35 protein-coding genes are annotated in these 25,145 nt (G+C 70.8%); 18 read left to right on the top strand and 17 right to left on the bottom strand.

The features are described from left to right. Positions 1–68: 68 nt before the first annotated feature. The 4 genes from VM306_RS12050 to VM306_RS12035 form a co-directional block, all read right to left on the bottom strand. Positions 69–1,091 (bottom strand): aldo/keto reductase, encoded by a 1,023-nt coding sequence (locus VM306_RS12050; protein ID WP_325514191.1) that lies wholly within the window; start codon positions 1,089–1,091, stop codon positions 69–71. A gap of 44 nt (positions 1,092–1,135) precedes the next feature. Beyond that, positions 1,136–2,008, bottom strand: coding sequence for a helix-turn-helix transcriptional regulator (locus tag VM306_RS12045; protein ID WP_325514189.1), 873 nt, complete (start codon positions 2,006–2,008; stop codon positions 1,136–1,138). A gap of 90 nt (positions 2,009–2,098) precedes the next feature. Beyond that, positions 2,099–2,239 (bottom strand): hypothetical protein, encoded by a 141-nt coding sequence (locus VM306_RS12040; RefSeq protein WP_325514187.1) that lies wholly within the window; start codon positions 2,237–2,239, stop codon positions 2,099–2,101. After that, positions 2,236–2,706: a hypothetical protein gene (locus VM306_RS12035; protein WP_325514185.1), complete on the bottom strand. Its 471-nt coding sequence runs from the start codon at positions 2,704–2,706 to the stop codon at positions 2,236–2,238. The genes VM306_RS12040 and VM306_RS12035 overlap by 4 nt, the downstream gene beginning before the upstream one ends. 465 nt (positions 2,707–3,171) lie before the next feature. On the opposite strand from VM306_RS12035, the gene VM306_RS12030 reads away from it, so the two are divergent. The 10 genes from VM306_RS12030 (at position 3,172) to VM306_RS11985 (ending at position 10,140) form a co-directional block, all read left to right on the top strand. Beyond that, a complete protein-coding gene (locus VM306_RS12030; RefSeq protein ID WP_325514183.1) occupies positions 3,172–3,849 on the top strand; it encodes a GAF and ANTAR domain-containing protein in 678 nt (225 codons plus the stop codon). Positions 3,850–3,921: 72 nt separating this feature from the next. Continuing rightward, the gene (locus VM306_RS12025) at positions 3,922–4,689 is read left to right on the top strand and encodes a GAF and ANTAR domain-containing protein (protein ID WP_325514181.1); all 768 of its coding nucleotides are present in this window, start codon (positions 3,922–3,924) and stop codon (positions 4,687–4,689) included. Between the two features lie 189 nt (positions 4,690–4,878). Further along, positions 4,879–5,109 (top strand): glycosyltransferase, encoded by a 231-nt coding sequence (locus VM306_RS12020; protein WP_325514179.1) that lies wholly within the window; start codon positions 4,879–4,881, stop codon positions 5,107–5,109. A gap of 154 nt (positions 5,110–5,263) precedes the next feature. Continuing rightward, positions 5,264–6,049 carry a GAF and ANTAR domain-containing protein gene (locus VM306_RS12015; RefSeq protein ID WP_325514177.1) on the top strand — a complete coding sequence of 262 codons (786 nt, stop codon included), beginning with the start codon at positions 5,264–5,266 and terminating at the stop codon, positions 6,047–6,049. 119 nt (positions 6,050–6,168) lie between these two features. Continuing rightward, positions 6,169–7,113, top strand: coding sequence for a tetratricopeptide repeat protein (locus tag VM306_RS12010; protein ID WP_325514176.1), 945 nt, complete (start codon positions 6,169–6,171; stop codon positions 7,111–7,113). Then, positions 7,110–7,319: a sigma factor-like helix-turn-helix DNA-binding protein gene (locus tag VM306_RS12005; RefSeq protein WP_325514174.1), complete on the top strand. Its 210-nt coding sequence runs from the start codon at positions 7,110–7,112 to the stop codon at positions 7,317–7,319. Before VM306_RS12010 ends, VM306_RS12005 begins: the two co-directional genes overlap by 4 nt. A gap of 395 nt (positions 7,320–7,714) precedes the next feature. Further along, the gene (locus tag VM306_RS12000; RefSeq protein ID WP_325514172.1) at positions 7,715–8,455 is read left to right on the top strand and encodes a GAF and ANTAR domain-containing protein; all 741 of its coding nucleotides are present in this window, start codon (positions 7,715–7,717) and stop codon (positions 8,453–8,455) included. A gap of 305 nt (positions 8,456–8,760) precedes the next feature. Beyond that, entirely contained in the window at positions 8,761–8,955 is a 195-nt protein-coding gene (locus VM306_RS11995; protein WP_325514170.1) for a hypothetical protein, read from the top strand. Between the two features lie 4 nt (positions 8,956–8,959). Next, positions 8,960–9,574 (top strand): hypothetical protein, encoded by a 615-nt coding sequence (locus tag VM306_RS11990; protein WP_325514168.1) that lies wholly within the window; start codon positions 8,960–8,962, stop codon positions 9,572–9,574. An 11-nt stretch (positions 9,575–9,585) separates the two neighbouring features. Beyond that, the gene (locus VM306_RS11985) at positions 9,586–10,140 is read left to right on the top strand and encodes a GAF domain-containing protein (RefSeq protein WP_325514166.1); all 555 of its coding nucleotides are present in this window, start codon (positions 9,586–9,588) and stop codon (positions 10,138–10,140) included. Here the strand turns inward: VM306_RS11985 and VM306_RS11980 are convergent. Then, on the bottom strand, positions 10,119–10,421 hold the full coding sequence (locus tag VM306_RS11980) for an STAS domain-containing protein (protein ID WP_325514163.1): 303 nt from the start codon (positions 10,419–10,421) through the stop codon (positions 10,119–10,121). The two genes, VM306_RS11985 and VM306_RS11980, sit on opposite strands and share 22 nt — an antisense overlap. 259 nt (positions 10,422–10,680) lie before the next feature. On the opposite strand from VM306_RS11980, the gene VM306_RS11975 reads away from it, so the two are divergent. Beyond that, entirely contained in the window at positions 10,681–10,953 is a 273-nt protein-coding gene (locus VM306_RS11975) for a hypothetical protein (RefSeq protein ID WP_325514161.1), read from the top strand. A gap of 310 nt (positions 10,954–11,263) precedes the next feature. Further along, positions 11,264–11,836, top strand: coding sequence for a hypothetical protein (locus VM306_RS11970; RefSeq protein ID WP_325514156.1), 573 nt, complete (start codon positions 11,264–11,266; stop codon positions 11,834–11,836). Positions 11,837–11,897: 61 nt separating this feature from the next. On the opposite strand, the gene VM306_RS11965 is transcribed toward VM306_RS11970, so the two are convergent. Next, positions 11,898–12,074, bottom strand: coding sequence for a CsbD family protein (locus VM306_RS11965; protein ID WP_325514153.1), 177 nt, complete (start codon positions 12,072–12,074; stop codon positions 11,898–11,900). 207 nt (positions 12,075–12,281) lie between these two features. Here VM306_RS11965 and VM306_RS11960 point away from each other — a divergent pair, with 207 nt between their 5' ends. The 3 genes from VM306_RS11960 (at position 12,282) to VM306_RS11950 (ending at position 16,103) form a co-directional block, all read left to right on the top strand. Beyond that, on the top strand, positions 12,282–13,316 hold the full coding sequence (locus VM306_RS11960; protein ID WP_325514150.1) for an acyl-CoA desaturase: 1,035 nt from the start codon (positions 12,282–12,284) through the stop codon (positions 13,314–13,316). Between the two features lie 390 nt (positions 13,317–13,706). After that, positions 13,707–15,719: an ATP-dependent Clp protease ATP-binding subunit gene (locus VM306_RS11955; RefSeq protein WP_325514148.1), complete on the top strand. Its 2,013-nt coding sequence runs from the start codon at positions 13,707–13,709 to the stop codon at positions 15,717–15,719. 132 nt (positions 15,720–15,851) lie between these two features. Beyond that, the gene (locus VM306_RS11950; protein ID WP_325514146.1) at positions 15,852–16,103 is read left to right on the top strand and encodes a hypothetical protein; all 252 of its coding nucleotides are present in this window, start codon (positions 15,852–15,854) and stop codon (positions 16,101–16,103) included. Between the two features lie 49 nt (positions 16,104–16,152). On the opposite strand, the gene VM306_RS11945 is transcribed toward VM306_RS11950, so the two are convergent. From VM306_RS11945 to VM306_RS11920, 6 genes are all read right to left on the bottom strand, one after another. Further along, positions 16,153–16,875 carry a GAF domain-containing protein gene (locus tag VM306_RS11945; protein WP_325514143.1) on the bottom strand — a complete coding sequence of 241 codons (723 nt, stop codon included), beginning with the start codon at positions 16,873–16,875 and terminating at the stop codon, positions 16,153–16,155. Between the two features lie 316 nt (positions 16,876–17,191). Beyond that, the gene (locus VM306_RS11940) at positions 17,192–17,896 is read right to left on the bottom strand and encodes a GAF and ANTAR domain-containing protein (RefSeq protein ID WP_325514141.1); all 705 of its coding nucleotides are present in this window, start codon (positions 17,894–17,896) and stop codon (positions 17,192–17,194) included. 64 nt (positions 17,897–17,960) lie between these two features. Continuing rightward, positions 17,961–18,827, bottom strand: a complete 867-nt coding sequence (locus tag VM306_RS11935) for an ANTAR domain-containing protein (RefSeq protein ID WP_414672363.1) — start codon at positions 18,825–18,827, stop codon at positions 17,961–17,963. A gap of 242 nt (positions 18,828–19,069) precedes the next feature. Beyond that, positions 19,070–19,507 carry an ATP-binding protein gene (locus tag VM306_RS11930; RefSeq protein ID WP_325514139.1) on the bottom strand — a complete coding sequence of 146 codons (438 nt, stop codon included), beginning with the start codon at positions 19,505–19,507 and terminating at the stop codon, positions 19,070–19,072. A gap of 187 nt (positions 19,508–19,694) precedes the next feature. Beyond that, entirely contained in the window at positions 19,695–19,898 is a 204-nt protein-coding gene (locus VM306_RS11925; protein ID WP_325514137.1) for a cold shock domain-containing protein, read from the bottom strand. Further along, complete coding sequence (locus tag VM306_RS11920) at positions 19,895–20,149, bottom strand: hypothetical protein (protein ID WP_325514135.1); 255 nt, start codon at positions 20,147–20,149, stop codon at positions 19,895–19,897. Before VM306_RS11920 ends, VM306_RS11925 begins: the two co-directional genes overlap by 4 nt. Before the next feature lie 234 nt (positions 20,150–20,383). Here VM306_RS11920 and VM306_RS11915 point away from each other — a divergent pair, with 234 nt between their 5' ends. Further along, positions 20,384–20,614, top strand: a complete 231-nt coding sequence (locus VM306_RS11915) for a hypothetical protein (RefSeq protein ID WP_325514133.1) — start codon at positions 20,384–20,386, stop codon at positions 20,612–20,614. A gap of 22 nt (positions 20,615–20,636) precedes the next feature. Here VM306_RS11915 and VM306_RS11910 read toward each other — a convergent pair whose 3' ends face one another. The 5 genes from VM306_RS11910 to VM306_RS11890 all read right to left on the bottom strand — a co-directional run bounded on the left by VM306_RS11910 (position 20,637) and on the right by VM306_RS11890 (position 23,344). After that, positions 20,637–21,215: a GNAT family N-acetyltransferase gene (locus VM306_RS11910; protein WP_325514131.1), complete on the bottom strand. Its 579-nt coding sequence runs from the start codon at positions 21,213–21,215 to the stop codon at positions 20,637–20,639. After that, positions 21,212–21,358: an RGCVC family protein gene (locus tag VM306_RS11905; protein WP_325514129.1), complete on the bottom strand. Its 147-nt coding sequence runs from the start codon at positions 21,356–21,358 to the stop codon at positions 21,212–21,214. The genes VM306_RS11910 and VM306_RS11905 overlap by 4 nt, the downstream gene beginning before the upstream one ends. Positions 21,359–21,644: 286 nt before the next feature. Beyond that, positions 21,645–22,022, bottom strand: coding sequence for a transglutaminase family protein (locus tag VM306_RS11900; RefSeq protein ID WP_325514127.1), 378 nt, complete (start codon positions 22,020–22,022; stop codon positions 21,645–21,647). Positions 22,023–22,450: 428 nt separating this feature from the next. Continuing rightward, complete coding sequence (locus tag VM306_RS11895) at positions 22,451–22,606, bottom strand: DUF5994 family protein (protein ID WP_325514125.1); 156 nt, start codon at positions 22,604–22,606, stop codon at positions 22,451–22,453. A gap of 273 nt (positions 22,607–22,879) precedes the next feature. Next, positions 22,880–23,344 (bottom strand): DUF6292 family protein, encoded by a 465-nt coding sequence (locus VM306_RS11890; protein WP_325514123.1) that lies wholly within the window; start codon positions 23,342–23,344, stop codon positions 22,880–22,882. A 287-nt stretch (positions 23,345–23,631) separates the two neighbouring features. Here VM306_RS11890 and VM306_RS11885 point away from each other — a divergent pair, with 287 nt between their 5' ends. Together VM306_RS11885 and VM306_RS11880 are read left to right on the top strand one after the other, a co-directional pair. Continuing rightward, on the top strand, positions 23,632–24,849 hold the full coding sequence (locus VM306_RS11885; protein ID WP_325514121.1) for an NAD(P)/FAD-dependent oxidoreductase: 1,218 nt from the start codon (positions 23,632–23,634) through the stop codon (positions 24,847–24,849). Positions 24,850–24,903: 54 nt separating this feature from the next. Then, entirely contained in the window at positions 24,904–25,113 is a 210-nt protein-coding gene (locus VM306_RS11880; RefSeq protein WP_325514119.1) for a DUF2795 domain-containing protein, read from the top strand. Positions 25,114–25,145 lie beyond the last annotated feature (32 nt).

Here is a 25,145-nt window from a genome sequence, read left to right as displayed (position 1 = left end):
ACTTTCAGCACAACCCCGCCGCTGTCAACGTTGTCTTCACTGATTGACCCGTTCCGGACAGCGCGCTCTCAACGGCGGCGGGCAGCAGGAGCGAGAGACGGGCTGACCCAGCCGTTGTCCGCGGGGTTGAGGGTGAGGCCGGGCGCCACGATCTGGTCGATGCGGTCCAGGACGTCGTCGGTCAGCACCACCTCGGCCGCGGCGAGCTGCGACTCGAGGTGGTCCGGGGTGCGCGGGCCGATGATCGCGCTGGTGATGGCGGGGTGACGCAGGACGAACGCGATCGCCATCTGGATCAGGCTGAGCCCCGCCTCCTCGGCGAGCCGCGCCAACCGGTCGGCGGCCTCGAGCTTGCGCTGGTTCTCGGGCAGTGCCAGGTCGAACCGGTTGGCCAGGCGCCTGCGGGCCTGCGACATCGGTCCGGTCTGGTCGTCCTCGCGGTAGCGGCCGGTGAGCCAGCCGCCGGCCAGCGGGCTGTAGGACAGCACGCCCATGCCGTAACGCTGACAGACCGGCAGCACCTCGTTCTCGATGCCGCGGGTGAGGATCGAGTAGGTGGGCTGCTCGGTGACGAACCGCTCGCGGCCGCGAGCGCGGGCGATGTGCTGGGCTTCGACGATGGTGGACGCGGGGAACGTGGAGTGCCCGATGTAGCGGACCTTGCCCGCGCGGACGAGGTCGGTGAGCGCACCCAGCGTCTCGTCCAGATCGACCGACGGGTCCCAGCGGTGCATCTGGTAGAGGTCGATGTGGTCGACGTCCAGGCGCCGCAACGAGTTCTCGACCGCGGTCGTGACCCAGCGGCGGGACGCGCCGCGGTGGTTCGGGTCGTCGTCCATGGGCATGAAGAACTTCGTGGCGAGCACGACGTCGTCACGACGGCCCTTCAGCGCCTTGCCGACGATGACCTCGCACTCGCCCTGGGAGTAGACGTCGGCGGTGTCGACGAAGGTGATGCCGGCGTCCAGCGCGCGGTGGATCGTCTTGATGCTCTCGTCGTGGTCCTTGGTGCCCCAGTCGCCGAACATCATGGTGCCCAGGCACAGGGTGCTGACCGAGACGCCGGTGCGTCCCAGCTGTCGCTGTTCCACAGGTGTGTCCTTTCTGGAGTGTCAGCGCGCCGCAGCTGCCGGCCTCAGGCCCGCGAGCGGCCGAGGTCCTGGGTGGCGGCCCAGCTGGCCAGCATCCTGAGCCCGTCCGCGGCCGGCGTGCCGGACGCGGCGGTGTAGACGTTGAGGGTCAGGCCGGGCTCGGACGGCAGCTCCATCGACTCGAAGTTCAGGTCGAGCTGTCCCACGACCGGGTGACGCAGCCGCTTCTGCCCGCTCCGGTGGTACTGCACGTCGTGCGACGCCCACCGCTTGCGGAACACCTCGCTGCGCGTGGACAGCTCCCCCACCAGTTCGATGAGCTTGCGGTCGTGCGGGTTGCGCCCGGCCTCCAGCCGCAACATCGCGGCGGCGTCGTTGGCCACCCGGTCCCAGTCCACGAAGAACTCCCGCGCGGCCGGGTCGAGGTAGACGAACCGGGTCGTGTTCGCCGGTCGGCGCGGATCGGCCAGCACCGGCGCGTAGAGCGCCCGGCCGAGGCGGTTCAACGCCACGATGTCGTGCCGGCCGTTGCGCACCCAGGCCGGCGCGTCCGTGATCGCGTCGAGCACCTGCTGCACGACGGGCCGCACCGCCACGGGCGGGGTGCGCCGGCGCCGCTCCCCCGGCTCGGCAGTCCTGGCCAGCGTGAAGAGGTGCTCCCGCTCGGCCTCGTCGAGCCGCAGCGCGCGGGCGAGGGCGTCCAGCACGCTGTCCGACGCGCCGGAGAGGTTCCCGCGTTCCATGCGCACGTAGTAGTCGATGGACACCCCGGCGAGCAGCGCGACCTCTTCCCGGCGCAACCCCTCGACCCGCCGGTTCCCGCCGAACGCGGGCAGCCCTGCCTGCTCGGGCGTGATGCGCGCCCGCCGTGAGCGGAGGAACTCGCGCACCTCGGCGCGGTGGTCGATCTGGGCCATAAGCCCAGCGTAGGCGCGCTGGGCGGATGAGGGAGGGTCTGACATTACCCCCGAAGAGGTGGTGGAACGACGTCGTCGAGGCGTGACGGGTCACGTCACCAGCCCGGCCTGCCGCAACCGCGACGAGACGGCGTCGCGGACTTCTTCCCCGCGCACGGCGATGCCGTCGCCGTCGACCGCGCCACGACAGGATTCGGGGTACCGGCACCATCCCTCGCTGGCGGAGCTCACAGCGCCCGGCACCACCCAACCGGCTTCACGATGTCCGGCAGCGCGGGTCTCATGACCCGGCTCTGTTCCGCCGGCGGGCTGTCCTGATCTCGTCGACGTAGTCGAGAAGTTCCCCAGAGCGACACGATCACACAGGCCCGGTCGTCCATCCTCACGTCACCGGACGGCGTGTACGCCCGCCGCAGGTCCCCGAACGCGCTCACCGGATCCAGGGCCAGGAGCAGTGAGCGCAGGCCCACGCCTTCTGCCCTCGTCATGCCCTGCGGCAGGGAGGTGGTGGACTCGCCCTGGCTCTGCGGCAGCCTGTCCGCGAGCGTCTCGGTCAGTTCGATGTCCGCCTTGGCCAGGTCGAGCTCGTCCTTGGACAACGTCGTGGCGTAGGCCGCGCGGGCCACCGGGACCACGAACCGGAGCATGGAGGCGATGAACCGCACGTACGGACCGATCGTGGTGGTACTTCTCGTCACCGGTCAGCACGTTCCGCTCGGGCAGGTGGTCCGACGGCAAGGCCGCCCCCTCATTGTCGGAGGCGATCGATCGTAGTGCGCGGTCCTCCCGGCGACCAGGCGGCAGCAGGCGCCTCTCCCTGGCCGGATCGGCGCCCCACCGGCCACGTGAGCTGAAACTGTTGTGACGAAAGCTTTTCGCGGACGGCAGTCGCGGAACCCGGCCAACGGGAGCGCCGGAAACCGTTCAGGCGAGGCCGACCTGCGGCGTGACCGAGGACGGAGTACCGTAGTCACGTTGATCCTGATGCGGTCACGCAAGGCGTGAGCCCAGACCTCGCGACGTCCAGGACGACTGGAATCAGTCGACGTGGTGGAGGAAACCGGTGTCAACCGCAGGTGATCTCTCGTTATCCGGTGGTGCGACCACCGATGAATGACCCTGATAGAACCCGGCGAACGTTGAGCCACGCACGCGCGACGGTGATGGCCGCGTTTCGTGGCAGTGACAGCAAACTCGACACGTTGGCACGCGTGATTCGCGCGTGCGTGGACGTGCTTCCCGTGGACGGTGCCTCCGTTTCGGTGATGAGCGGTCCACGGGAGCGGGAAATGCTCTACGCCAGCGACGAGACCGCGGCGGAGATCGAGACCGTCCAGTTCAGCCTGGGCGAGGGTCCTTGCTTCGAGGCGTTCGCCACCCGCAGACCCGTGCTGGTTCCCGATCTGCCGCAGGCCTCGGCCCTGGAGTGGCCGATGTTCGCGGCGGCGATCAGCCGGCTGCCCATCGGCGCGATCTTCGCGTTCCCGCTGCAGGCAGGTGCGATCGACATCGGCGCGGTCGACCTCTACCGCCACCGGCCTGGCTGGTTGACGGGTGACGAACTGGCCGTCGCGCTGGAGGTCGTGGACGTCGTGTCCGCGGTGCTCCTCGGACTCCTGCTGGGCGAGGTCGACGACGCCGACGGGTTGAGGGGTCTGATGTCGCCGGGACGCGAGCAGGTGCACCAGGCCACCGGCATGCTCGTCGCGGCCTTCGACATCTCCGCGGAGGAGGCCCTCGCCCGGCTGCGGGGGTACGCGTTCGTCGTGAACAAGCCGGTGGACGAGGTCGCGAAGGGCATCGTGACGCGCGAGATCTCCCCGTTGGAGCTCGACAGATGACCACGAGCGATGGGTTTGTGGTGACCTGTTCCAGGCAGCACCACCGCCGGACGAAGCAGACAGGAGCTGTTGATGAACGGTAGGGCTTCCTCGAGAACGGAGCGGGAGTCCCGGCTGCTCCAGGCGTTCGTCCAACTGGCGGACACCTTGGTCGACGACTACGACGTGGTGGACGTGCTGCACCGGCTGGTCGAGCACTGCGTGCTGCTGCTGGACGCGACGGCGGCCGGGTTGATGCTCTCCGACCAGCGCGGCGGCCTGCGCGTGCTGGCCCACTCCTCCGCCCAGACGGAGATGCTCGAACTGTTCCAGCTCAAGGCCGGCGAAGGTCCGTGCCTGGAGTGCGTCCACAGCGGCGAGCCGGTGCACGTCCCCGACCTGGCGGCCGAGACCCAGCGCTGGCCCCGGTTCGCGCCGCGCGCTCTGGAGGAGGGTTTCGCCTCCGTGCACGCGGTGCCGATGAGGTTGCGCCGCGAGACCATCGGCACGCTGAACCTGTTCCGCCGGGAGACCGGTCCGCTGGTCCAGGAGGACCTGCTGGTGGTGCGGGCCCTGGCGGACACGGCCACGATCGGGATCCTCCAGGAACGTGCCATCCGGCGCGGCGAGGTCGTCACCGAGCAGTTGCAGACGGCGCTGAACAGCCGGGTCGTCATCGAGCAGGCCAAGGGTGTGCTCGCGCTCGCGGGAAGCCTGGAGATGGAGCAGGCGTTCCAGGTGTTGCGCACCTACGCGCGGAACGGCGGTCGCCGCCTGGCCGAAGTCGCGCGTGAGCTCGTCGTCGGCGAGCTTCGCCCTCAGCAACTCCTCGGGACGAAGCACGGTTCCGGCGACGCGTGAGGCAATGACCCGCGAGAAGGGTTCGCCCGCACAGTCGCTGATCCGGTGGCGACATCGTGTGCCGGACGGTCCTCGCGCGGATGGCCTGGTCTTGCCGGCAGACTCAGCAGCCGCCCGGACCTCGCGGTCGTGACCTCGTCATGAGGAGAACACCGTGGGCGGCAATCCGGAACGACCCACGTCGACACGGTGCTGGACGGGACCGGTCTGCGGGTGCCGCCGAGGGATCCCGGAGCGATCGCGGAGGCGTTGCGGACGCTGCTCCCGAACGACGCACGACGGCAACGGCTCGGTGCCGCCGGCCGGGACAGGACGCGTGCGCGGTATTCCTGGGACCACATCGCCTCGGAGCTGGTGCGGGTCTGCACCGCCGTCGGCAGGACCGCGCCTGCCGCCACCCGACCGTCACATGTGGACTGAACGGGTCCGGCTCCTGGCCGGCGCCGAGTGCCCGAGGCCGTCGTGGCGGTTCCGCGCGGAGCGGCGCGGTCGTCGGGGCCTCCGCGCCGTACCATTCGCTGCGAGCGTTGAGCACCAGCGCCGTCACTTCGTTCCCGGTGAAAGGCGATGCGGCATGGACGACCTGACGACCGCGCTCGGGCATGAAAACGCGGACATCGCCGGAACGGACCGGCAGGACCCGGTGGAGCGCCTGGACGAGGCCGCCGCGGCGCTGGCGATGCTGAGAGACGGGTTCTCCGTCGAGGAACCCCTCGACGACATCCTCCAGCGGCTCGCCGACACCGCGACCAAGGCGATCCAGGACGCCGACGCCGTCACCATCACGGTCGACGACAAGCAGCCGAGAACCGCCGCTGCCAGCGACAGCGCTCTCGTCGAGGTCGACGAGAGGCAGTACGACGCCGACCGCGGCCCCTGCCTGGAGGCCGCACGCACCCACCAGGCCGTCCGCGCCGTCGTCGGCGAGAACGCCGACACCTGGCCGGAGTTCGAGGCGGCCGCGGGCCAGCACGGCGTGCGCGCCTACCTGTCCGTGCCCATCGCGCTGCCGGCGTCGGACCACAACGACGCCGTGCACGTGGGATCGCTCAACATCTACAGCCGCAACGCGGCGGCCTTCGACCCGTTCGACGAAAGCGTGATGCGGCTGTTCACCACCGCCGCCAGCGCCGCGATCACCCACGCCCACCAGCGCCAGAGATCGCGCGAGCACATCGAGAACCTCGAGACCGCGCTGGCCTCGCGAGCGGTCATCGACCAGGCCAAGGGGGTGCTCATGGCGGTGCACGCCTGCTCCGCCGACGAGGCCTTCTCCATGCTCGTCCAGCAGTCCCAGAACGGGAACGTCAAGCTCCGCGACGTCGCCAAGAAGCTCCTCGAGCAAGCCGCCCGGCGCTGAGCCCCGGCACGCCCGGAAGGTCGTATGCAGCCAAACAGCGGCGGCCCGCACCGGTGTGCGGTACTAATGTGCATGTTGAACCAGCCGCCCCGGCCCCCGGCGGTACCACCCACCACCTCATGGTTTGGGGTACTGCCATGCTCGGGCCGTCCGATGTCACGCGGTTGGAGGAAGCCACCCGCGCCCTGCGCGAGCTGGACTACCGCAGCGGCGGTGAGACCTGTCTCGACGACGTCCGGCAACGGATCCGCGACAGCATCCCGCTGCTCACCGCGCCGATGCCGGAACGCGTGCGGCGACGACTGCACGTCGCCCTGGCGGATCTGCGGAACCTCGCGGGCTGGGTGTGCTTCGACGCGGGCCTGGTGAGCAACGCGCACAACCACTTCTGCCACGCCCTGGCGCTGGCCGGACTCGCTCGTGCGGACGGGTTGACGGCCAACGTGTGCTACCGGCTCGGGCGCGTGTTCCTGCACCACGGGCAGCTCGACGAGGCGTCGCGCTACTTCGGCCTCGGCAGGATCGCGGCCTCCCGGTCGGGCGACGGCCTCGCGGCCAGCATCCTCTCCGTGAACGCGGCCTGGGCGTGTGCCAAGAGAGGCGCCGAGCACGATGCCCGCACGTTGCTCGACCGCGGCCGGGAGGAGTTCACCGCCGCGAACCGCACCGACGTGGCCGGCTGGGCAGCTTTCTTCACCGAGGCGGACCTGTCCGGGATCGCCGGAGCCGTGTACGCGGACCTGTCCGGCACGGTGGGGCGGCAGCACGCGCGGACCGCGGTTCCGCTGCTCACCGAGGCGGTCGACGGGTACGACGAGGGCATGGTCCGCAGCCGGACGTTCAGCCTGATCCTGCTGTCCACCAGTCATCTCGTCGAAGGGAACGTCCAGGCCGGCGTGGACGCCGGGCTGCGGGCGCTGGCGACGGCGGGAACCGTCCGCTCGGCCCGCGTGCGCGACCGCTTCCGCCCACTCGCGTGCCAGGCACGCCACCACGACCACGCCGCGGCGCGGGATCTCGCCGAGCGCGTCGATGCCGCCACCGGCACGCCTCCCGCGTCATGAGCGGTTCGCCGCGCCCCGGCCCCTGGCGTCTGGCGGCACTCACCGACGAACAGCGCGAGGTGCTGAAGCTGCGCGTCGTGCACGGCCTGTCCGCCGAGCAGACCGCCAGGGTGCTCCGGTCCACTCCGGCGGCGGTGCGGCTGCTGCAGCACCAGGCGCTGGAAGCCCTCCGCGCGGTGCTACGGCCGCCTCGGCCCCTTTCGTGACCGGTTCCGCGTGGGATGTTCGTCGCGAGCCGGTGAGCCGTGAGCGGCAGGCCGACGACTCGGCGCTCCCGTCCGGCGAGGCGTGCGACTCGCTCATCCGCCGGCCGTCGTCCGCCACCACCGCGGATGGACGAGCCGACTCGTCGGCGCAGCGGCTCGGCGGTCCCTCCGGACGGCGGGATGCCACCGCGCCCCGCCGAGGTCCACCGGGATGCTGGCCGTCCAGACGGGGGGAAGCACTGGTGCGGCTGCGCGGACACGCGTTCGCTCAGGACCATCCGGGCGTCGAGGTCCGCCGCGACGTCGTCACCCGGCGCCCGCGACCGAGTCCGGGAGGGCGGTCTGATCTCACGTGACGACTCCTCCTCCGGCGAAAGACCGACAGAGGTGGTCCCATGTCCGCGGAGAACCTGGCGGAGACCTTCGTCGAGCTGGCCGACACCCTGGCGGCCGACTTCGACCCCGCCGAGTTCATGCACCGGCTCAGCCACCGCTGCGTCACCGCGCTGGGGGTGGACGCGGCAGGCATCCTGCTCGCCGACCACGACGGTGAGCTGCAGGTGGTGGGCGCTTCCAGCGACCGCGCCCGGCTGGTCGAGCTCTTCGAGCTCCAGCACCGGCGGGGCCCGTGCGTGGAGTGCTACCTCACCAGCGCGCCGGTGACGCTCGCGAGCTCCACCGGCCCGCCGCACCGCTGGCGCGAGTTCTCCGCGGTGGCGAAGGAGGCCGGCTTCGGCGCCGTGCACGCGTTGCCGATGCGGTTGCGCGACCAGACGGTCGGTGCGCTGAACCTGTTCACCGTCGACGAAGCAGCGCTGGCGGAACCGACGCTCCGAGTCGCGCAGGCCATGGCCGACGTCGCCACCATCGGCCTGCTGCAAGCCAGGGTGATCAGTCATCGCGAGCTGCTCGCCGGTCAGCTGCAGAACGCCCTGCAGAGCAGGGTGCTCATCGAACAGGCGAAGGGCGTGCTCGCCGAGCGGCTGCAGATCGACATGGACCGGGCGTTCGACGCTCTGCGCCGGTACTCCCGGGACAACAACCTGCGCCTCCGCGAAGTGGCGGACGGAGTCATCACCGGTGTGATCGACGTGGCCGCGCTCAGAACGGCCGGAGCACCCGGTCCTCCGGCGTAGTGCCTCTTTTCGCAGTGCGCACATCAGCCTGTCACGAAATGATCTGCAATTCCGGAGAGGAGATTTCCCGACAAAGCGGTTCACACACTCGGCCGAGCCCGACCACCGGCATTCCGGCTGGTGGCGCACCCCAGCACGCCCCCGGCGCCCACTGCGCGAATGACTTGAAAAGTATGAGATCGACGACGCAGGGGTTACTCTGTGAAAACTCCGCCCAGACCCCGCGGTCGCTCTGACTTCATGAGGAGATGTCATTTGAGCACCGTGTGTGGTGACGTGTGAACGCGCCTCCGGCGGACGCGTCGATGATCGCTGAGCGCCTGCACCTCTCCATCGGTTTCCACGCGGCCGAACGCGACTGGGTCGTGGAGCGCCTGGCGGCACTCGGTTCTCGCCTGCGGTCGCACCGCGACGAGCTGGTCCGCCAGGTGGACGAAGCCGAGACCCGCACAGAGCCGCGCCGCAACCGGTCGCTGCGGTCGGCACCCGAGTTCGGGTAGCGACATGGGCTCCGAACAGCAGCGCCACGTGCCCGGCGCGGAGGCGGACGTCGACGTGGACCAGAACCGGCAGGCCGCCGTCCGCCAGATCTGCATCGCCTGCGGCATCAGGACGGACGCGGTCGGCACCGCGATCTACCTGCGGGGCGCACAGGGCGCCGTCCACCCGTTCACGACCGCCGGTTTCTGCGGCGAGGAGGTCGGGGAACTGCAGACCGTGCTCGCGGAGGGACCAGCCTTCATGTCGCTGCGGCAGACCTGGCCGGTGCTGGTGCCGGACCTCGCGGCCCCCCGCAGCACGGAACGCTGGCCCCGCTTCGCCCCCGCCGCCGTCGAGATCGGGGTGGCGGCGGTGTTCGCGTTCCCGTTGACGCTGGCGGCGCGGTCACTCGGCATCCTGGAGATCCACCGCGACCACTGCGGCGCACTGCTCCCCGGCGAGATCGCCGACGTGGTGCACCTGGCCGACGCGGCGACGGCCCTGGTGCTGGACCGGTCGGCGCGCTCCGGCCGCACTGATGAGCAGGACGACGACAGGGCCGCGCGGTCCGGCCTCACGGGTCGTCGCCTCTCCCCGGTCGCGAGCGACGGGGCCATGTTCACCAACGGCGACAAGTGAGAGGAGTGCGGATGTCGGACAGAATGGCCCAGACCTTCGTCGAACTGGCCGACACGCTCGTCGAGCAGTTCGACACCATCGAGTTCCTGCACGTGCTGACCGAACGGTGTGTCGAGCTGCTGGCCGTGAACGCGGCGGGGATCCTGCTGGCGGACGAACGGGGTGCGCTCACCCTGATGGCCGCTTCCAGCGAACTGCTGCGCTCTCTCGAGCACTTCCTGGTCGCGGGCGAGACCGGTCCTTCCGAGGAGTGCTTCCACTCCGGGCAGAGCGTGCGGTGTCCCGACCTGCGTGCGGAACCCCAGCGGTGGCCGCGGTTCGAGGCCGCCGCGGCGCGACTCGGGTTCGTCGCCGTCGACGCGGTGCCGATGCGGTTGCGGGACGAGGTCATCGGCACGCTGAACCTGTTCCGCACCTCGCCGGGAGCGCTACGGCCCGAGGCCACCGCACTGGCGCAGTCGTTCGCGAACGTCGCGACGATCAGCCTCCTCCAGGTGCGCGCGATCCGGCAGAACCAGGCGCTCGCCGAACAGCTGCAGCCCGGTCACCGCAGATCGGCGGGCTGACGAGGATCAGCCCGCCGCGGTCCCGCTGCTGGCTCCCGGCACACCAGCGCGCCAACGAGATCGGAGTGGACGTCGAACACGTCGACCAGCCCGGTGATCATGAGAGGCAGCCGCACCAGCCGGGTGCGGGCGACCACGCACAGCCGGCACGGCTCGAGCAGCGCCTCCTCCCTGACGAGGACCAGGACGGTGAGACCGGCCGCGCCGAGGAAGCTCACGTCGCTGAGGTCGACGACCAGGTGGTGAGTGGAGCGCGCGCGACGAGCCGATCGCTCAGCCACGGGCCACCACGACCACGTCGGGCAGGGCCAGCGGCTCTGTGACGGTCAGGCGGTCACCGGTCACGTCGTTCCGGACGGGCCGCGGGGTGTGATCGATACGTGTCACAGGAACTCCTCGGTCGGCTGTCGCCGCGCCTGGGTCCAGGGCACCTGAGCCCTGCGGAATCGTCGCCCGGTTGCCGCACGACCTCCGCCGCGGTCACTCCACAGTGGACTCCGAGCTGCTGATACCGGTCACACCGCCGATGGTGCGCCCCAGGTGGAGGCCTTCCTCGACGAGTGGCTGGCGAAAGTGTCCGCGATGGACGGACACGACCTGGCGTTCGCGGTTCCCGCCCACCGCATCGGCACCGCGCTGACCGCACTGGCCCGGTCGCGCGGGCTACGGGCGCGCTTCCACCCGATGATCAAGCCGTACCACCGCTTTCCGGTGTTTTCCGAGGTTCCGTTGCCACTGCCGCGCGAACTGGCGGAGGTGCTTCCGGCGGACGCCCGCATCGCCCGTCTCGCCGAATGGCGGGACAGCGAATGACGGCGAAGGTGATCGCCCTCGTGGGCTCGTTCCGGTCTACCGAGGATCGGCACCGGTGGTCGACGCCGGCGGTGCCGCTGACACCGCTGGCTCTCGCTCCAGGCATCTCCGACTCCCTCCAACGCCTCTTCAGCGGCCACGGGAGAGCGGCGGGCACCGGCAGGGCTCCGCGGCGGAGTAACGTCGGGTCATCGACCAGACACGGAACGACGAGAGTCCCCACACCGGCTCGACCGGGATCACCGGGAGGATCAGAGCGGGCGCGGCCCTGACGGCGGGCGTTGTCGCGCTCGTCGCGGTCGTCCTCGCCGTGGTCGTCGGCATCTCGGAGGCGGGCGCGGCGCTGCTGGGCGTGCTGGGCTGGCTGGTCGCGCTGGCGGCGAGCCTGCCGGTGCTCGCGTCGGCAGGCAGGCTGCACGCGGTCAGGAGACGCGACACCATCCTCGCGGCGGCATCGGGGATCACCGACGAGGTGGTGCGCCTCGGGCTCGTGCTGGTCGTCGTCCACGGGACCGGGTCGGCGCTCTGGGCGGGGTTCGGCTGGGCGCTGGCGGGGCTCGTGTTCACCGTCGCCACCCAGCTGACGCAGTTCAGCTGGCCCATCGGGCAGCAGGCCGCCGAACGGTTGCGGTCGCAGGGCGGGTACATGAGCACCCATCCACTGCACGGCGCCGTCCGAGGCGTCACGACCACCTCGTTCCACCTGGGCGCGACCCTGCTCCTGGCCGGCGGACCGTGGTGGCTGCTGGCCACCACGGCGGCGCACGCGGTGGTGAACACGGCGTTCGCCCGTTGGGCACAGCGAAGGCTCATATCTGTCGAACTGCTCGGCGCCGTCGTGAGCACGGCGCTTCTGGTGACCGCACTGCTCACGGCCTCCTGACCGCAAACGCGCAGGAGCGCACACCATGCGGTGTGCGCTCCTGCGGAAAGCGATGCGCGAGTCAGTCCTTCTTGAAGGCGTCCTTGACCTTCTCGACCGACTCCTTCAGGTGACCCTTCGCCTGGTCGACCTTGCCCTCCGACTGCAGCTCCTGGTCGTCGGTCGCTCCGCCGACGCCTTCCTTGACCTTGCCCTTGAGCTGGTCGCTCTTGGCGTCGATCTTGTCGTCGGTGCCCATGGCGGTCCGTTCCTTCCCGGCACCCGAATCTCAGGTGCGACGCTGACACCGGGATGCCCGCCCAGCCCGATTCCAACCCTCGAACTCCGGCCGGTCCGGCCGGTTTGCCCCGGCGGGAAGGGGGAATTCTTTCCAAGGCGCTGCGAAATTCGCCGTTCACCCGAACAACGGCTCTCCGCAGCCGCACCACCTGTCTGGAGCAGATGTATGACCGCGACACGCGACAGCTCGACCGACTCGAAACCCCTCCCCCAGGGCAGTGACTTCGCCCGCCTCACCAAAGAGCTGAAGGCAGCCGGGTTGCTGGACCGCCGGCGCGGCTACTACGTGTTGCGGATGACCATCAACGCGGTGCTGCTCGGCGGGATCGCCGTGATGTTCGTGGCACTGGGCGACTCCTGGTGGCAGATCGCCACCGCGGTCGCCCTGGCCGTGGTCTCGACGCAGCTGGCGTTCATCGGGCACGACGCCGGGCACAGGCAGATCTTCCGCAGCCACCGCCACAACGACGTCGTCGGGCACCTGCACGGCAGCCTCACCGGCATCAGCTACCAGTGGTGGGTCGCCAAGCACAACCGCCACCACGCCAACCCCAACCACGAGGACCACGACCCCGACATCGAGATCCACGCCCTCGCGTTCAGCCGCGCCCAGGCAGCGGAGAAGCGCGGCGTGTACAGCTGGATCACCAAGTACCAGGCGTTCCTGTTCTTCCCGCTGCTGACCGCCGAGGCGGTCGTGCTGCGACTCTCCGGCTTCGTCGCCTTGTACCGCAGGGAACTGCGCGCCCCGTGGCGGGAGGCGGCACTCCAGGTCCTGCCGCTGCTGGCCTACCTGACGGCCTTGTTCGTCGTGCTGTCCCCCTTGAAGGCGGTCGTGTTCATCGTCGTGCACCAGAGCCTGATGGGCGTCTACCTGGGGTGCTCGTTCGCCCCGAACCACAAGGGAATGCCGATCATCAGCGAGGGCCAGCGCCTGGACCACCTCCACAAGCAGGTGCTGACCTCCCGCAACGTCACCGGCGGCCGGTGGGTCGACGCGCTTCTCGGCGGGCTCAACCACCAGGTGGAGCACCACCTCTACCCGCACATGCCCCGGCCCAACCTGCGCCACGCGCAGCCCGTGGTCGAGGACTTCTGCCTGCGGCACGGCATTCCTTACAGCAAAACCACTCTGCGCAACTCTTACGGCCAGGTCCTGCGCCACCTGCACGATGCGGGAGCACCTCTGCGCGGGAAGTGAACTCCGCGACAGTCAGCTCCCCGCGTGAACCTGTCCGGCCGTGAACCCGTCCAGCCGTGAACCGGACGTCGATAACACCCGCGATGGCCCGGACGAGCACGTCCGCCACGTGCCGTTCGGTGACCTCGCCCCGGTTGTCCACAATGGACGCTTGCGGCCGGTCACCGGGACCTGCCGGCGCTAATCCAGGTTTCACGGTCTATCGCACGGCTATGCGTCCCTGCTCACCGCCGAGCCGGCGCGCGGGCCCGGCGCTCGCGGCGCCGGCGTTCCTCGGCATCGAGGTCGAGGCCGGACGCGACGTCGAAGCAGTTCCTGGTCTGTGCATCCCGGCCGTGCGGGGGGAGGATCAGAAACAGGGTTCCCTCGATCGGGTGGAGGTGGCAGGCCGTGGGTGAGGACTGGCTGTTCGGCTTCGGGTCCAACTCGCTGGAGGACCTGGTCGGGAAGCTGTTCGGCGGGACGGGGCAGACCCCGTCCGCGACGAGGCGCACCGACCACTACGGACGCGACCTCACCGCCGCGGCGCGGGACGGTCTGCTCGACCCGGTCATCGGCCGGGAGGACGTGATCGGCGAGGTGCTCGAGGTGTTGTCGCGGCGCACCAAGAACAACCCCGTGCTGATCGGGGATCCGGGGGTCGGCAAGACCGCCGTCGTGGAAGGGATCGCGGCACGGATCGCGAGTGGTGACGTGCCGGCGACGCTGAGCGGCAGGCGGCTGATCTCACTGGACCTGGCGGGCATGGTGGCCGGGGCGAAGTACCGGGGCGAGTTCGAGGAACGGCTGGAAGGCGTCATCGAGGAGGTGGCCGCGACGAACAGGATGGTGGTCCTGTTCCTCGACGAGCTGCACACCGTGGTGGGCGCCGGTAGTGCGGAAGGCGCGCCGATGGACGCCGCGAACATCCTCAAGCCGATGCTCACGACCGGACGTCTCCAGATCATCGGAGCCACCACGGCCGAGGACTACCGGCGGCACGTCGCGAAGGACGCCGCGTTCGAGCGGCGGTTCCAGCCGATCGCGGTCGACGAGCCGTCGGCCGGCGAGGCCATCGCCATTTTGCGCGGCCTGCGCGCCCGCTACGAGGCGCACCACGGGGTGCGCATCACGGACGAGGCGGTCGTGGCCGCCGTGGAGCTGTCAGCCCGGTACGTCACCGACCGGTTCCTGCCGGACAAGGCGGTCGACCTGGTGGACCGCGCGGGCGCGCGGGTCCGGTTGCGGGAGAAGTCCGCGATGCCACCGGATCCGGCGTCGCTCGAGCAGCGGGTGGACCGGGTGAAGCGGGAAAGGGCCACCGCGCAGGACGAGGACGTGCCCTTCCTCGACGACGAGCTCCGCAGAGCGGTCGCCGACCTGGAGGCCGCCCGCGCCGCGCTGGCCGACGCGCCCGAGGTGGGTGCCAACGACGTCGCCGAGATCGTGTCCCGCAGCACGGGCATCCCGGTCGCCCAGCTCACCGAGGCCGAACGGCACCGGCTGCTGCAGCTGGAGGACCACCTGCACCAGCGGATCGTCGGTCAGGACGAGGCGGTGGAGGCCGTGGCCGACGCGGTCCGCCAGGGTCGTGCGGGCCTCAAGCACCCGAACCGGCCCATCGGCTCGTTCCTGTTCCTCGGCCCGACCGGCGTGGGCAAGACCGAGGTCGCACGAGCGCTGGCGGAGGCGCTCTTCGGGTCGCAGGACAGGCTGATCCGGTTCGACATGAGCGAGTTCTCGCAGCAGCACACGGTCACACGGCTGACCGGCGCGCCGCCGGGGTACGTCGGCTACGAGGACGCCGGCCAGCTCACCGGCGCGGTCCGGCGCGTCCCGTACTCGGTCCTGCTGCTGGACGAGATCGAGAAGGCGCACACCGACGTCTTCAACACCCTGCTGCAGGTGCTCGACGCGGGCAGGCTCACCGACGGCCAGGGGCGCACCGCCGGCTTCGCCAACACCGTGATCATCATGACCAGCAACATCGGCGCCGACCAGCTCCTCGCCGCGGCCACCTCGGGCGTCGAGGTCGAACAGCTGCGCGGGCAGCTGATGGCCACCGTCCGCCGGTGCTTCCGCCCGGAGTTCCTCAACCGCCTCGACGAGATCATCCTGTTCCGCGGGCTGGACGCCGCTCAGCTGCGGCAGATCACCGCTCTGCTGCTCGACCGCACCCGCGAACGGCTGCGGGAGCAGGACATCACGCTGGAGGTCGACGACCAGGCCGTCGACTGGCTCGCGGCCCGCGGCTACGCCCCCGAGTACGGGGCCCGGCCGTTGCGCCGCACCATCAGCAGGGAGCTCGACCGGCGGCTGTCCCGCGCACTGCTCTCGGGCGAGCTTCGCGGCGGCCAGCACGTCGTCGTCAGCGTCGCCGACTCGGGCCTGGCACTGACCGTCACCGGTCCCGAGGAGGTCTAGTGACGGGGTTCCTCCTGACATCAGAGACGGTGCCGACGCACGGCGCGCATGTCCGCGCACGCCCGCTGACCAAGACGCCTTCGATCGGGGTACCGGCTCGCCTTCGTGGCGGATCAGGAGAAGGGTGGGGGCATGCCCTCCCGAGACCGCTGTTCCGATGACGCCGTCGCCGCGCGACGCATCGTCAGCGGGGTGACCAGCCGCGCGGCGCTGCACGAGGCCATCGGCGTGGTGCTGGCCCAGGGTGGAGGCGACCGTGGCCAGGTGATGGAGCGGTTCTGCGGCCACCGCACCGACGCCGACCGGGAGGCCGAGGTGGCGCGGGTGAACGCCGTCGTCGACGCCGCGGCCGAGCGGTGCTCCGATCCCGACTGGGAGGACTAGTGGTGTAGCCCGGAACGTCGCCAGGCGGTCGAACGGGCGCTGCGCGGCACTAGGCCTTCAGCAGCTCTTCCGCGGCCAGCTCCCCGCTGGTCAGTCCCTGCGCCACCGTCTTCGTGGTGCTGCCGGCGAGCCTCACGTACGAGGCGATCAGCGCACGGGCCTCGTCCGTGCCGAGGTCGAGCGCACCGGCCACCATGCCGACGGCGTGAGCCAGCAGCACGCGGTCGTTCAGCGTCGTCAGGGTCTGCGTGACCAGCCGGTGCGTGCGTGCCGGGTCGCGGTCCTGCGACAGCCCCACCACCCCCAGGTCGGCCAGCACCTGGCTGAGCCGCTGCTTCCACGGCTCCCACTCGGTGCGGTCCGCGAAGAACAGGTTGACCGCGCCGACCCCGCGACCTCCCAGGCGCAGCGGAACGGCGTGGATCGCGCGGAAACCGGCGTTCAGCGCCGCCGGGCGGAACGACGGCCAGCGGGGGTCCGCCTCCAGGTCCGGGCAGTCGACCGGGACGCCGGTGTGGACGCACTCCACGCAGGGACCCTCGTCGTTCTGCTGCTGCAGGAGCTCCAGGAAGCGCGTCCGCTCGTCCGACGCCGCCATGACGCTGAGACCGCCACGCGGATCGGTCAGCACCACCCCGATGGCCTCGGCCCCGAGCAGGCGCTCGCACGCGCTGGTCACCAGGCGCAGCACCGAGTCCGCGTCGTGACCGTCGACCAGGCTGGCGGTGAGCTCGCTCAACGTCACGGCGATCTGGTCCTGGACCTGGGGCACATCCGCAGCATACGACCCGGGGTGGTGCGGTGCGCGGCATCCGGTCAGTCCTTGAACCTGTCGAGTGGAAAGCGGCGCTCGAACAGGTCGCGTGCCACGTCCGGCACCGAACGGCCCGCAAGGCCGGAACCGCAGTGTCCACACCAGACAGAACGTCGACGCGCAACGCCTGTGCCAGAACCACGCGTCGGGGAGTGGTCGCGCACTCCTGGACGATCCGCGCGAGCCGGTCCCGGCGTTGCCCGTCCACCACCCGTCCTCGAAGTCGGCGGTCGCGTGGCCGGTGGCACGCGACGACCCACCGGACGCGCGGCGGTCAGTCGACGAGCTGGTCGAGTGGGATCCGCCTGGCCAGCACGTCCTTCGCCACGTCCAGCACGGACCTCCCGGCCGCGAAGGAGTGGGCGCGCAGCCTCAGGAAGGCGTCCTCGAGGCTGACCCTCAGCTGGGCGGCCAGCATTCCCGTCGCCATGTTCACCTCGTGGTACGAGACGTCCATGCGCAGCTGTTCCTCGTCACCGGCCCGCTCGTTCTGCGCCAGAAGGGCATGCGTGACCAGGTCGGCCAGCAGCGCGGCGTCGGCCACGGCCTCGCCGGAGAGGTGGTGCGCGCGCCTGCCGTACAGCGCCACCGTTCCCAGCACGATGGCGCCGACGCGCAACGGGAAGACGAACACCGACGACAGCCCGTCCGCCTCAGCGGCTGACGCGAACGCGGGCCAGCGGACCGCTTCGGAGGACAGGTCTCCGGCCAGCACCTGCTGCCCGGTGCCGGCGGCCTCCGCACCGGGTCCCTCGCCCAGGGTGTACTGCGCCTCGGTCAAGCGCGCCGACCACGTGTCGCTGGCACCGACGAGCTCCTGGGCCCAGCCACTGCCGTGCAGCACCAGCGCGGCGCCGTCCGCACCGGGCAGGACGTGGAGGAACGCGGCGCACAGGGCACGCCCCAACGCGGACCGGTCCGGCTCCGTCCCGCATTCGGCCACCAGCCGCGTGAGCCGGTCTCGGCGTTGGTCGTCCACCAGTCGTCCTCTTGCCGCGGTCGTGGGACGCGATCACGCCACTCCGGTTCAGCCTACGAACCCGTCAGAACCCGCGCACCTCACCCGTGGCGCGGGTCGAGGTCGTCGGCAGGCCGTCGGCAGCCCGTCTGCTCGTGATCGACTCCGCGATCTCGACGAGCTTCACGTTGAGGTCCTGCGATGTCCGGCGCAGCACGTCGAACGCCTCGTCCGCGGTCAGCCCGCGACGCGCCATGAGGATGCCCTTGGCCTGGCCGATCACGTCACGGGAGTCGATCGCACGGCGCAACTGCTGGGCCTGCAGCGCGGCGCGGTCGACCGCCTCGGTGTGCGCCAGGGCCAGCGAGGCGTGGGTGGCCAGCAGCAACGCCGCCGCCTGGTCCCTCTCGCCGAGGCCGTGCCGCTCGCGCGAGTAGATGTTCAGAGCCCCGGACAACCGCGGCGGCCGGACGCCGGGCAGCAACGCGGTGGACAGCAGGGCGCCCATGCCCCGCTCGGCCGCGGCAGGCCCGAAACGGGGCCAGGACCGGGCCATCGCCAGATCCGCGGCGACCACGAAGTCGGGCCCGTCCGGATCCGCGGCGTCCAGGCAGGGTCCTTCGCGCAGGCCGTACTGCAACCGGTCGAGCTCGACCGCCACCGGATCCGTCTCGACCGGCGTGTGAAACCGTCCGTCGGCGGAGCGCAGGGTGATGCTGACCAGATCCGCACCCGGCACGACCAGCACCGCGGCGCGCACCACGCGCTGCAGCACCTCGCCCGTCGTGGCCGCGCCGAGCAGGGAGCAGGTCAGCACGGCGAACTGCTCCGCCAGCGGTCCCATCAACGGCCCGTGGTCACGCTCCGGTGGGGCCACGGAGACGAGCGACTGGTCGACGTCGTCGGCGATCCGTTCTCTGCCACGCGTCCATTCCTCAGCGCTGAAGGGCATCCGCGGCACCTCCCGTCGTCCGCTCCGCCCGGCGGCCGTCGCAGGCGGTTGACGGGCAGGCCAGGCACCGCGCCGCGGAACCCCGGTCCACGGCGGTCGGCCGTGCCCGAGGACGTCGAAGCCGAGGACGCTCCATCACCGGCCCACTCTGTCAGAGGTTCGGGCCATCGCGCGATACGAACGCCTGCGCCCGCTCGGGCGGCGGACGTCTCCGGACCGGGTCGCCCCAGGTCAGCGCGTCGTCACGGTGTGCAGGGGCAGGCGTTCGCTGCCATGCGCACGCCTCCGCACCGCAGCAGCGCGAACACCGTCTTGCCACCGGGCCAGGGCTTCGTGCCCCAGCGGTGGGCCATGTCCTCGACCATCATGACGCCCCGGCCGCGGCTCTCACCGAGCCTCGACGCACCGCGCACGGGGTCCAGGGACGACGAGTCGTCCACCTCGACCACGACCTGGCACGGGTTCCGGGCGCGCGCGAGGCGCAGCCGTCCGGGACCGGCGGTGTGGTCGAGCACGTTCCTCACCAGCTCCGACACCACGAGCAGAACGTCGCACAGGTGGTCGCCGCCGAGGTCGGTGAGAGCTTCCTCCACCTGGCGGCGTACCGCGCCCACGTCGGTGTTCCGGTCCAGCCGGACGTCCAGGACGTGGAGCTGAGCGCGTTCTCCGTTGTCGATCACGGTGATCTCCGCCCTGCGCGCACCGAATCGTCGGCAGTGCGCGCACGACTGACGCTACTCCCCCGGATTTCGCCGATCCGATCGGCCACCGGCAGCAGCGAAGCCGGCGTCGGAGACCGACACCGGCTACGTCACGAAATCCACACGGACGGATGGTTGTTCACCGGCCGCCCGGTCACCGTCCTGGCTAGAGAACCCGCACGGCCACCGCGCGCGGCCCCTTGTCGCCCTGACCGATCTCGAACTCCACGGGCTGGTTGTCCGGGATGCCCCGGTGGGCGTAGTCCTGCACGTCGGACTGGTGCATGAACAGGTCAGGCCCACCGGCCTCGGACGCGATGAAGCCGAAGCCCTTGCTGCCGTTGAACCACTTGACGGTGCCTCGGTTCATGCACGTGCTCCTTCAGCGGGCCGGAACGCGTCCGGGGAAGTCGGGGTGGTGAGTCGTGCCGGCGCGGTCCAGGAGCCCGGCGGCAGGTCCGCCAGTCCGAGCATGGACAGCAGCTCACGGCAGTCGCCCGCGTCGTGGGCGTTCTCCGCCACTCGCCTCGCGGCCTGGCGCTGGTGGAGGGACTCCGCTCGTTCCGCGGACAGTCGTGCCTCGGCGAAGTCGAGTGCGGCGCCGGACCTGGGTGGGGCCATCACGAGGGCATCAGCTCATCGTGGTGCGCAACGCCGGGCGGAGAAGAAAAGGGGAACTGGCGATCCGGCGACAAGCCGGTGCTCCTGTCTCCGGCCGGAAACCACCGGACCGGACGGGATCGGGGACCGCGCCGGCCGGATGCCGTCGACTAAACCCCAACATGTGTCACAGTAGCCGACCGGACCCGGTCGTGGGGCGAAGTCGTGGGGTGAACCACGCTAATGTCGGGGCTCATGTCCGAGAACCAAGCCGGCCCCACCCTGGAGCCCACCCTGTCCGAATGGCTCAAGGCACGCGAGGAGACCGCCCGCCACCTGGCGACCGGCGCACCGAGGACAGTCGACGAGACCTGGGTGCAACGGCTCGCCGACCTGCTCGCGACCGAGCGGTCGTGGCAGGACCAGTACACGGAGCTCATCGCGCTCGGCAGCCCGGACGGCAACTTCCCGTCGTCGAACCGCTGAACACGCCGCCGGCCGGTGCCGGTCAGTCGCGGCCGGGCGGTCCAGCCGACGTGGGCGCGGCCGCGTCGAGGTCCGCCACGCGAAGACGGAACACCTGCAGATCGAGACCGAAGTACTTCCCGGTCTCACCGACCCAGTGCATGCCGTTGTTCCGCACGGCGGACGAGGCGCGCGTGTTGCCCGGCCGGACGACGGCGAACACCTCGTACACGTCGTGGCTGAACGCCCACGCGGCGAGGGCGTGGATCGTCTCAGTGGCATAGCCGTGGCCCCACACGTCAGGCCGCAGCTGACAGCCGACCTCCAGATCCTCCTGGCCGGGCGGCAGCGGGAGCAGGAGCGCGCCGCCGATCACCTGACCGTCGGCGGTGCGCTCGACCGCCCACCGGCCCGCCGGGGCCGCGAGCCGGGCGCTTTCGGCGATCCACTGCTGCAGCAGCAGTTTCATCGCTTTCGCGTCCGGGACCTGGTCCATCTCCGGGCTGAGCCAGCGGGTCACCTCGGCCCGGCCGTAGACCTCCAGCGCGGCCGGCGCGTCCTCGACGCGCCAGGGGCGCAGCGTCAGCCGGTCGCCGGTCACCACGTTCGTCTTCACGGTCATCGGCAGATGCAGCCGCGGGTGAGCGCGGAAGCCGTTGTCGCGGCGCAGTACCGCGCACCGAGCTGGTCGTGCTCACGCCACGGGTGGGGGCACACCTCGCAGCTCACATCGTTGTCGAGGGTGGCGGTCCGCGGCTCGGTCATGCGGGTACTCCGATGGTCGTTGCTGAAGATGGTCGTTGTGGGAGAAGGTTGTTGCTGAAGATGGTCGTTGCGGGAGAAGGAGAACGGGATCGTCAGCGCTCGCGCCGGGCGGGGGCACCCAGCACCGGCGCGATGATGGCCGGGTCGGTCGACAACCGCCGCCAGCTCCCGCCTCCAGCCAAACCCGGCCGGGCTTCCTGACGCGCCCAAGGCGGCACCAGCTCGATCGCTGTTGCACGACGTGCCCTCGGTGGCTTCATCCTACTCCGCCGGGGTCAGGTCCTTCTCAGCGCCACGACGGAGCCAGGTCCTCTTCCGCCTGGACGACCATCGACTCCAGGACCGGACCGCCGAACGTGGTGACCATCGCGACGTCGGCGGCGTCGCGGCCGCGACCGATGACGACACGGCCCTTGCGGGGCTCGTTGTTGCGCGGGTCGAAGGTCCACCAGCGGTCCCCGAGCCAGGCTTCCATCCACGCGGCGAAGTCCATCGGCGCGTCGCCGGGCGGCGCGTCGCCGGGCGGCACGTCGAGGTCCGGCAGGTAGCCGAAGACGTACCGGGCGGGGATGTCGAGGGCACGGCAGAACGAGATCGCCAGGTGCGTGAAGTCGCGGCCCACGCCGAACCTCGACCACGCCTCGTCGCCCAGCACGTCGGACACGCAGTACCGGCTGGCAGCGCGTGCAGCAGCACGTCGTCCGGAAGACCGTCGGGCAGCGTCTCCTGCACGGTCTCGTCCACGTCCTCCACCCTGTCCGGCACGTCGACCTGGGCGTTGTAGTGCACTGTGGACAGTCCGGAGGGCGGCACGACACGCGGGTATGCAGGAACTGCCGGTCCACACGGCATCCACAGTGGACTCGCGCACGCCGCTGCCGAGCAGGACCTCGACGGTGTCGGTGTTCTCTCGCTGGGCGGCGCACATCATGGAGTGGTGGGCGGCGGGCGGTTCGGTGTCCGGGCGACGAGGAGCAGGGTCAGGCGGCGCCGGTCCCCCGCGACGACGTCCACGGTGTGCGCGGGCCTGGACCAGAACCCGTTGAGCCGCACCCGAACGCCCTCCGCGACGACTTGGCGTGGCGCGGTGTCCTACTCGGTCAGGTTGTAGCTCACCCGCGAGATCTCACCCAGCCGGACTGCCGGCACCGCGAGCAGCGCCGGCAGTCCGGCGGTGAGGTCCGGGGAACGCGGCCACCAGGCACCGTCGACGTACCCCGTGGTGAGCGCCTTCGGCCGCAACCGCAATCGCAGCGGATACCGAGGCTGCTCGTCGGCCGTGACGGCCGAAGGGTTCGTGGAGATGAGGAGCCGACGTCAGGCCGGGGCCCCGTCTCGGTCCGGAAAGAACCGGTTCAGGCATCGCCGAGTGCGACGTGGACTTGACCGCCCGGGTGCGAGATGCTCTCGACAAAATCGGCACTACGCGATTTAAGGCGTGATCGGCCGAACAATGGATTTCTTATTCCGGAAATCCACGATCCGTCATTTACCAGAAAACTCTGGTGTGATTTCACGGTGTCAGCGCGCGTAGCGGTCCATGCACTCGGCGAGGTCCGACCAGCCCAGGAGCCGCGGGTTCGCCGCCGGCAGCGGCCGGGCGCCGGTGAGCGTCATGGACTCGGTCACGAAAGCCGCGACCACGTCCGGCGCCTGCACGACGTCCCCGGAAAGGCGGGCGAGGACGATCAGCGGCTCGGCCGGATCGGTTTCGATCGACACCGCCCAGCCCAGCGCCGAACTCCAGACGAGCATCACGTCACGATCGGGATGAGCCGCCGCACGAACGCCGAGGGCGATGTAGGCCGTGGCGGTGTCGGTGACCTCGAAGCTGGCGCCCTCGTGCGGCACGCCGAGAGCCTCCGCGACCGCGCCCACGTAGCGCTCGAGCGCACCCGCCAGCAGGTGGGTGCCCTCGGAGGTGGCGGCGGGCGCCGGGTCCTCGTGGGATGCCTGGTCTCCCTTGATGGACGCTGTCCGTGCCATGCGAACTCCGTCTTCCTCAGATCGCTGCGCAGCCGCGGCCGGTGCGCGCGGACCGCAAAGGTGACGAAGCGAGTGGACGAGCCGATCGACGGCCCTACGACCCTCACTGTAGCCGATGCGAGCCGGAGCGGGCTGTACCGCCCACATCCACCTCGTTCAGACCATCCATTGTGGACGAAAAGCGCATGACGGGAACGCGCGGTCGAAGTGACCTGGCACACGTCATGTCACATCGGCGGACCGAGCGGTGTCCTCATGCCGGACACGGTGACGCGGAGGAGGCATTCATGGCCGGCAAGACGCACGTGGTCGTGGTGGGAGGCGGGTACGCGGGTGTGCTGGCCGCGAACCGCCTGACGCTGCGCGAGGACCTGATGGTGACGTTGGTCAACCCCCGGCCGGACTTCGTCCACCGGGTGCGCCTGCACCAGCTGGTGGGCGGTTCGGACGACGCGGTCGTCGCCTACCGGGACGTGCTGGCGGAGAACGTCCGGCTCGTGGTGGACAGCGCGACCCTGATCGACACGACCGGCCGCCGTCTGACGCTCGCCGCCGGCGCCCCGCTCGGCTACGACCACCTCGTCTACGCCGTGGGCAGTGGCAACGCCGAGCCGCGCGTGCCGGGAGCGGCCGAGTTCGCGCACCCGATCTCCACCCTGGAGGCGGCACGGCGGCTGCGGTCGATTCTGGAGGCGGCACCGCCGACGGCTCCGGTGACGGTGGTCGGCGCCGGGCCCACGGGCATCGAGACCGCCGCCGAACTGGCGGAGCAGGGCCGTCGGGTCACGCTGGTCTGCGGCGGAGTCCTCGGCCCGTACCTCCACACCCGCGGCCGGCGCGCGGTCGCCAAGCAGCTGGCGGCGCTCGGTGTGACGGTCGTAGACGGCACCGACGCGGTGGTCACGGCGGTGACCCGCGACGCCGTGCGGCTGGCCGACGGCCGGGACCTGCCGAGCGAGGTCACCATCTGGACGGCGGGTTTCGGCGTTCCGGACCTGGCCGCCCGCAGCGGCCTGAGCACGGACACCGCAGGTCGTCTGCTGACCGACGAGACGCTCACGAGCGTCGACGACGACCGCGTCGTCGCGGCCGGGGACGCGGCGGCGCCGTCGGGGCTGCCGCTGCGGATGAGCTGCCTGAACGCGTTGCCGCTGGCCGCGCACGCCGCCGACACCGTGCTCAGCCGGCTGGCGGGCGAGCAGCCGGAGCAGCTCCGCCAGGGGTTCTACGCCCAGTGCGTCAGCCTCGGCAGGGACGCGGGCATCTTCCAGCTCGCCACCAGGTCCGACGTCGCGATGCGGCCACACGTCGCCGGTCGCACGGCGGCCAGGATCAAGGAGTTCATCTGCGCGGGCATCCCCAGGCAGCTGGCCGACGAGGCGCGCAAGCCGGGGTCGTTCAGCCTGCACCGGATGCCGGGCGGTGCAGCCAGGCGCCGGCGGTTGCTGGACGCCCACCGCGCACAGGAGCAGGCCATCGCCGTAGTCACAGGTCCCGCGCGTTAGCCGCGGGGAAACGCGGGTAGCCGGTGATCTCAGGACCCGAGCTGGAGGAGAGCGATGAGCGACACGACCACCGTCGATCGGCTGCGCACGGTGCTGACTGACGTGACCTACCCCGCGGACAAGGGTGCCTTGGTCGACCACGCCTCGCGCAACAACGCCGACGAGGACACCGTGCACGCGCTGCACTCCATCCCGGAGCGTGCGTACGAGTCGTTCGACGAGGTGCTCGACGTGGTCGCCGTCGACCAGAGCCGCGAGGCCTGAGCACTCGTCGTGCAGGACGGCCGGACTGCCCA

It is taken from the genome of Lentzea sp., from assembly GCF_035525475.1.
GTDB lineage: Bacteria > Actinomycetota > Actinomycetes > Mycobacteriales > Pseudonocardiaceae > Lentzea.
Note: the sequence above shows the minus strand (reverse complement) of the source record. Positions and strands in the feature narration are given on the sequence as shown.

What these genes read in the sequence shown, in the direction of transcription:
- VM306_RS11925 (WP_325514137.1), bottom strand. Translation starts at nt 19,898, where the DNA reads ATGAACCGAGGCACCGTCAAGTGGTTCAACGGCAGCAAGGGCTTCGGC.
- VM306_RS11995 (WP_325514170.1), top strand. Translation starts at nt 8,761, where the DNA reads ATGATCGCTGAGCGCCTGCACCTCTCCATCGGTTTCCACGCGGCCGAA.
- VM306_RS12025 (WP_325514181.1), top strand. Translation starts at nt 3,922, where the DNA reads ATGAACGGTAGGGCTTCCTCGAGAACGGAGCGGGAGTCCCGGCTGCTC.
- VM306_RS12000 (WP_325514172.1), top strand. Translation starts at nt 7,715, where the DNA reads ATGTCCGCGGAGAACCTGGCGGAGACCTTCGTCGAGCTGGCCGACACC.
- VM306_RS11905 (WP_325514129.1), bottom strand. Translation starts at nt 21,358, where the DNA reads ATGACCGAGCCGCGGACCGCCACCCTCGACAACGATGTGAGCTGCGAG.
- VM306_RS11885 (WP_325514121.1), top strand. Translation starts at nt 23,632, where the DNA reads ATGGCCGGCAAGACGCACGTGGTCGTGGTGGGAGGCGGGTACGCGGGT.
- VM306_RS11960 (WP_325514150.1), top strand. Translation starts at nt 12,282, where the DNA reads ATGACCGCGACACGCGACAGCTCGACCGACTCGAAACCCCTCCCCCAG.
- VM306_RS11985 (WP_325514166.1), top strand. Translation starts at nt 9,586, where the DNA reads ATGTCGGACAGAATGGCCCAGACCTTCGTCGAACTGGCCGACACGCTC.
- VM306_RS11915 (WP_325514133.1), top strand. Translation starts at nt 20,384, where the DNA reads ATGTCCGAGAACCAAGCCGGCCCCACCCTGGAGCCCACCCTGTCCGAA.
- VM306_RS11880 (WP_325514119.1), top strand. Translation starts at nt 24,904, where the DNA reads ATGAGCGACACGACCACCGTCGATCGGCTGCGCACGGTGCTGACTGAC.
- VM306_RS11935 (WP_414672363.1), bottom strand. Translation starts at nt 18,827, where the DNA reads ATGCCCTTCAGCGCTGAGGAATGGACGCGTGGCAGAGAACGGATCGCC.
- VM306_RS12005 (WP_325514174.1), top strand. Translation starts at nt 7,110, where the DNA reads ATGAGCGGTTCGCCGCGCCCCGGCCCCTGGCGTCTGGCGGCACTCACC.
- VM306_RS12010 (WP_325514176.1), top strand. Translation starts at nt 6,169, where the DNA reads ATGGTTTGGGGTACTGCCATGCTCGGGCCGTCCGATGTCACGCGGTTG.
- VM306_RS11950 (WP_325514146.1), top strand. Translation starts at nt 15,852, where the DNA reads ATGCCCTCCCGAGACCGCTGTTCCGATGACGCCGTCGCCGCGCGACGC.
- VM306_RS11890 (WP_325514123.1), bottom strand. Translation starts at nt 23,344, where the DNA reads ATGGCACGGACAGCGTCCATCAAGGGAGACCAGGCATCCCACGAGGAC.
- VM306_RS11920 (WP_325514135.1), bottom strand. Translation starts at nt 20,149, where the DNA reads ATGGCCCCACCCAGGTCCGGCGCCGCACTCGACTTCGCCGAGGCACGA.
- VM306_RS11910 (WP_325514131.1), bottom strand. Translation starts at nt 21,215, where the DNA reads ATGACCGTGAAGACGAACGTGGTGACCGGCGACCGGCTGACGCTGCGC.
- VM306_RS12015 (WP_325514177.1), top strand. Translation starts at nt 5,264, where the DNA reads ATGGACGACCTGACGACCGCGCTCGGGCATGAAAACGCGGACATCGCC.
- VM306_RS11965 (WP_325514153.1), bottom strand. Translation starts at nt 12,074, where the DNA reads ATGGGCACCGACGACAAGATCGACGCCAAGAGCGACCAGCTCAAGGGC.
- VM306_RS12030 (WP_325514183.1), top strand. Translation starts at nt 3,172, where the DNA reads ATGGCCGCGTTTCGTGGCAGTGACAGCAAACTCGACACGTTGGCACGC.
- VM306_RS11990 (WP_325514168.1), top strand. Translation starts at nt 8,960, where the DNA reads ATGGGCTCCGAACAGCAGCGCCACGTGCCCGGCGCGGAGGCGGACGTC.
- VM306_RS12045 (WP_325514189.1), bottom strand. Translation starts at nt 2,008, where the DNA reads ATGGCCCAGATCGACCACCGCGCCGAGGTGCGCGAGTTCCTCCGCTCA.